This is a genomic window from Streptomyces sp. NPDC054847, assembly GCF_053610925.1.
Map to the genome: position 1 here is coordinate 1 of NZ_JBSGZJ010000502.1, position 5,045 is coordinate 5,045.

At 69.5% G+C, this 5,045-nt stretch carries 3 protein-coding genes; 2 read left to right on the plus strand and 1 reads right to left on the minus strand.

Features of this window, described 5'->3' with window-relative positions; genetic code table 11:
- Positions 1-69: 69 nt before the first annotated feature.
- Positions 70-1,389 (minus strand): ABC transporter substrate-binding protein, encoded by a 1,320-nt coding sequence (locus ACWGH4_RS31035; RefSeq protein ID WP_453466759.1) that lies wholly within the window; start codon positions 1,387-1,389, stop codon positions 70-72.
- Between the two features lie 266 nt (positions 1,390-1,655).
- On the opposite strand from ACWGH4_RS31035, the gene ACWGH4_RS31040 reads away from it, so the two are divergent.
- Together ACWGH4_RS31040 and ACWGH4_RS31045 are read left to right on the plus strand one after the other, a co-directional pair.
- The gene (locus tag ACWGH4_RS31040) at positions 1,656-4,055 is read left to right on the plus strand and encodes a glycoside hydrolase family 2 protein (protein ID WP_453466761.1); all 2,400 of its coding nucleotides are present in this window, start codon (positions 1,656-1,658) and stop codon (positions 4,053-4,055) included.
- A partial coding sequence (locus ACWGH4_RS31045) for a LacI family DNA-binding transcriptional regulator (RefSeq protein WP_453466763.1) occupies positions 4,052-5,045 on the plus strand: 994 nt, incomplete at its 3' end. The genes ACWGH4_RS31040 and ACWGH4_RS31045, both read left to right, overlap by 4 nt.

Genomic DNA, 5,045 nt, shown 5'->3' on the forward strand with positions numbered 1-5,045 from the left:
CGGCTGTGGGGCGGCGGGGGGGGGGCCCCGGCGGGTGTGGTGCGGCCGGGGCCCCGCCTCCGTCGTCCGTCAGGAGCCGGCGGTCTTCGCTGCCTCGTCCCACCTCTTGTCGAGGTCGGCGAAGAAGTCCTGCAGGCTGCCGCTCTGGGCGCCGCGGGCGATGTCGATCAGCTTCTGCCGGTAGTCGGGTGTGTTGAGACCGATCTCGGCGGCGTTGTCTATGGCGTTGACCTGCCCGGTCCTGGTCTCGGAGCGCTCCACGAAGGTGACATCGTTGTCAACGTAGTCTTTGAGCGTGTCCGGCATGGGGGCCGACTTCACGGTGGGAACAGCGCCCTCCTTCGCGGAGTAGCCGGACTTCTCCGTGAACCAGTCGATCCAGGCCCGGGCCGCTCCCTTGTGCTCCGAGTGGATGTTGACGGCCTGCTGGTAGTCGGAGACGACCGTGGCGCAGAATGTGCCGTCCTTCTGCAGCGGGAACGGCATGAAACCGATGTCGTCCGGCTTCGCGCCCGCCTTCTCGGCCGCGTCCCTCATCTGCGTGATCGACCAGGAGCCCAGCATCATCGTGCCGATCTCCCCCTTGGCCACCATGCCCTTGGAGGCTTCCCAGTTGGTGGTGTTGGGGTCCTTCTCGGACAGTCCGCCCTTGACGATGTCGTGCAGGAGCGTGTCGCTCACGTTGAGCTCGCCGCCCTGCTTCCAGGGAGAGACGGGGCCCGCCAGCTTGTTGCCGGCGTCACTGTCGCAGGTGACGGAGCCGAGGTTGCCGCCCCACTGGACCAGGGGCCAGCCGTCCTTGAAGTTCGTGTAGTACGGCACGGCGCCGGTCCTGGACTTGATCGCCCGGAGCCCGGCGAGGAATTCCTGGGGAGTGGTCGGCCACTTGGTGACGCCGGCCTTCTTCCAGACCGACTTGTTGTAGACGAAGCCGTTGGCCGTGCCGAACTGGGCGATGCCGTAGACCTTGCCGCCGACGTCGGTCTTGTCGCTGAAGCGGTACTTGGCCGTCAGCTCGCCGGCGGGACCGAGGGGGGCGAAGAACTTCGGGTAGTCGTTCTTGGACACGGCGGCCGGGATCATGAGGACGTCACCGTAGTCGTCGGTGTTCATCCGGATCTTGACCTCGCCCTCGTAGTCGGTGAGGCCCTCGAACTTCACCTTGACCTTGGGGTAGATCTTCTTGAACTCCGCCGCGTACGCGTCCATCGCGCCGTTCTGGACGAGATCGGTGCGGTGGGTGAGGACGGTGATCGTGCCGGCCACCTCGTTCGGGTCGGCGGGAACCGTCGCCGTCTCGGCGGAGGGTGTTCCTCCGCCACTGCACCCCGCGACGGTCAAGGTCGCGACGGCCAGAAGCACGCCCGCGAGCGTCTTCTTCTTCCCCATGTGCCCAACTCCTTCAGGATTGCGGCTCAGGTCCGGGTGGGATGTCGGCACTATGGCAGGCATGAGGTGAACCGGTAAAGCTCTGATTTCCACCACGATGCCTAATCGTTACCGGCGAACCGCCTTCAGGCCCCTCAGCGCGGCTTGGAGAGTTCATCCGACGAAAGGACCGGAGCTTGACCGGTTTATGGACAGGACCTGATCACCGGGTTAGGTTGTGCGACGTCGTACATCCACGGCCTGAGTCAGGCGATTGGAGCCGCACCATGAAGGACGTCACCCAGCTCACCGAGGGGTGGAGCGCGTGCCACGAAGAGGCGCTGCTCCCGGCTCGGGTCCCCGGCTGCGTCCACACCGATCTGCTGGCCGCCGACGTCATCCCCGACCCCTTCATCGGACTCAACGAGACCGAAGTCGCCTGGGTCGGCCGGCGCGGGTGGACCTACCTCACCGACCTGGCGCACGACAGTGCCCACGAGCGGACCGACCTGGTCTTCGACGGCCTCGACACCGCCGCGCTGATCACCCTCGCCGGCCAGGAACTGGGCCGTACCCGCAACATGCACCGCTCCTACCGCTTCGACGTCACCGGCCGCACCGGCCCCTTGGAGGTCCGCTTCGCCTCCGCCTACGAGGAGGCGGAGGCGGTCCGTTCCCTGACCGGGTCCCGGCCGAACGTCTATCCGGAACCGTCGCAGTACATCCGCAAGATGGCGTGCAGCTTCGGCTGGGACTGGGGACCCACGCTGGTGACCGCCGGGATCTGGCGGCCGGTCCGGCTGGAACACTGGTCGACCGCACGCCTCGCGCAGGTCCGGCCGCTGGTTACCGTCGCCGACGGCACCGGCCGGGTGGAGGTACGGCTGGAGGCGGAGCGCACCCGCCGGGGTGAGGGGCGGCCGCTCACGGCCCGGGCCACGGTCGCCGGAGCACAGGCCGAAGTGACCTTCGAGGGCGAAGAGGCGGTGCTGGAACTGGAGGTGGCGGACCCGCGGCTGTGGTGGCCGCGCGGCTACGGCGGGCAGCCGCTGTACGACCTCGAGGTCACGCTGTCCGACGAGAACGGTCCTCTGGACGTCTGGCAGCGCCGGATCGGCTTCCGCCGGATCGAACTCGACCGCTCTGCCGACGAGTACGGCACCGGCTTCACCCTCGTCGTCAACGGCGTGCGGATCTTCGCACGCGGGGTCAACTGGATCCCCGACGACGTCTTCCCCTCCCGGATCACGCCCGAGCGCTACCGCGCCCGGCTCGAGCAGGCCGCCGGCGCCAACGTCGACCTCGTGCGGATCTGGGGCGGCGGCATCTACGAGGACGACGCCTTCTACGACGCCTGCGACGAGCTCGGCCTGATGGTCTGGCAGGACTTCCTCTTCGCCTGCTCCGCCTACCCGGAGGAGCAGCCGCTGCGCGGGGAGGTGGAGGCAGAAGCCCGCGACAACGTTGTCCGGCTGATGCCGCACCCCAGCCTGGTGCTGTGGAACGGTAACAACGAGAACCTGTGGGGCTTCAGGGACTGGGGCTGGGAGAGCGAACTCGCGGGCGACTCCTGGGGCGAGGGCTATTACCTCGGCCTGCTGCCCCGTGTGGTCGCCGAGCTCGACCCCACCCGCCCCTACACGGCGGGAAGCCCCTGGTCCGGCTCCTGGGACCACCACCCCAACGACCCTGCCCACGGCACCTTCCACTCGTGGGAGGTGTGGAACCGCCAGGACTACGCCGAGTACCGCGCGAGCGTCCCGCGTTTCGTCGCCGAGTTCGGCTGGCAGGCACCGCCCGCGATCGCGACCCTGCGGCGCGCACTCCCCGGCGAGCGGCCGGCACCCGACTCCCCCGGCATGCTGCACCACCAGAAGGCCGAGGACGGCAACGGCAAACTGAACCGCGGTGTCGCCCGCCACTTCCCGCTCCCCGACGACGACTTCGACCGCTGGCACTACCTCACCCAGGTCGTCCAGGCCCGTGCCGTCGGCGCCGGGATCGAGCACTGGCGCTCCCACTGGCCCGTCTGCGCGGGCACGGTGGTCTGGCAGCTCAACGACTGCTGGCCGGTCACCTCGTGGTCGGCGGTCGACGGCGACGGCAGGCTCAAGCCCCTTCACCACGAGCTGCGCCGCGTGTACGCGGACCGGCTCCTCACCCTCCAGCCGGGCGACGAAGGCCTGACGCTCGCCGTCGTCAACCAGTCCGCCGCCGTGTGGCGGACGTCGGTGGCCCTGCGCCTGTTGGAGGCGGACGGCACCACGGTGCACGAGGGCGTCGTCGACGTCACCGCCGGACCGCGCTCGGTCGTGCGAATGCCCGTTCCGCCGGCGCTCGCACCCGCGGAGCGGTCCGCGAAGGAGTTCCTCGTCGCCGACGCCGACGGCCTACGCGCCCTCCACTTCCCCGTTCCCGACAAGGATTTCGCCTACCCCCGGCCCCGGTACGACATCGCTGTGGAACCGGTCCCGGGCGAGAGCGATAGAGTCGACATCGTGGTGAGCGCACACACTCTGGTCAGAGACCTCCTCCTCCAGGCCGACCGGCTCGGCCCCCGAGCCGCCGCCGACCAGGGGCTCACGACGCTCCTGCCCGGCGAGCGGACCCGTATCAAGGTCAGCGGCTGCGGCTCCGTGGACGTCGAGGACGTGCGGGCCGCCCTGTTCAGCGTGGACGTGATGTGACGGGAACGACTCGCGTCACGATCAAGGACGTCGCCGCCCGTGCCGGTGTCTCCAAGGGGGCGGTCTCGCTCGCCTTCAACCACAAGCCGGGCGTCTCGCAGGCCACCCGCGAGCGGATCTTCGCCGCCGCACGCGAACTGGGCTGGGCGCCGAACCTGACCGCACGCAGCCTCTCCAGCCAGCGGGTCGACATCGTGGGGCTGGCGCTGTGCCGGCCCGCCCGGCTGCTCGGCCTCGAACCCTTCTACATGGAATTCATCTCCGGCATCGAGAGCGTCCTGGCGGCCCGCTCCTGTTCGCTGCTGCTGCGCCTGGTACGGGACCTCGACGAGGAGATCGACCTCCACAAGACATGGTGGCGCAGCCGGACGATCGCCGGAGCGATCCTGGTCGACTTCCACGACGACGACCCGAGGGTGCCGGCATTGCAGGCCGTCGGCCTGCCGGCGGTCGCCGTCGGGCATCCGTCCCTGACCGGCGCGTTCCCGTCCGTATGGACGGACGACGCGACCGCGGCCGCCGAGGCGGTCCGCTATCTGGCCGCGCTGGGCCACCGCCGCATCGCACGCGTCGGCGGCCCGGCCGGACTGGGGCACAGCTCCATCCGGGCCGCCGCCTTCGAAACCACGATGCGCCAGCTGGGACTGGAACAGGGCCGGCAGATCTCCACCGGGTTCGACGGCAAGGAGGGCGCCCGCGCCACCCGGTCCCTGCTCCTTTCCGCGGACCGGCCCACCGCCATCGTGTACGACAACGACATCATGGCCGTCGCCGGTGCGGGCGTCGCGGCCGAGATGGGGTTCGTCATCCCGGACGACGTGTCACTGCTGGCGTGGGACGACTCCCAGCTGTGCCGGATAACCCATCCGACGCTGTCGGCCATGAGCCACGACGTGCACCACTTCGGCGCGGAGGTCGCTCGCACGCTGTTCGCGGTGCTCGACGGGACGCACAGCGGGGCCCTTCAGGTGCCCACTCCTTCGCTCACCC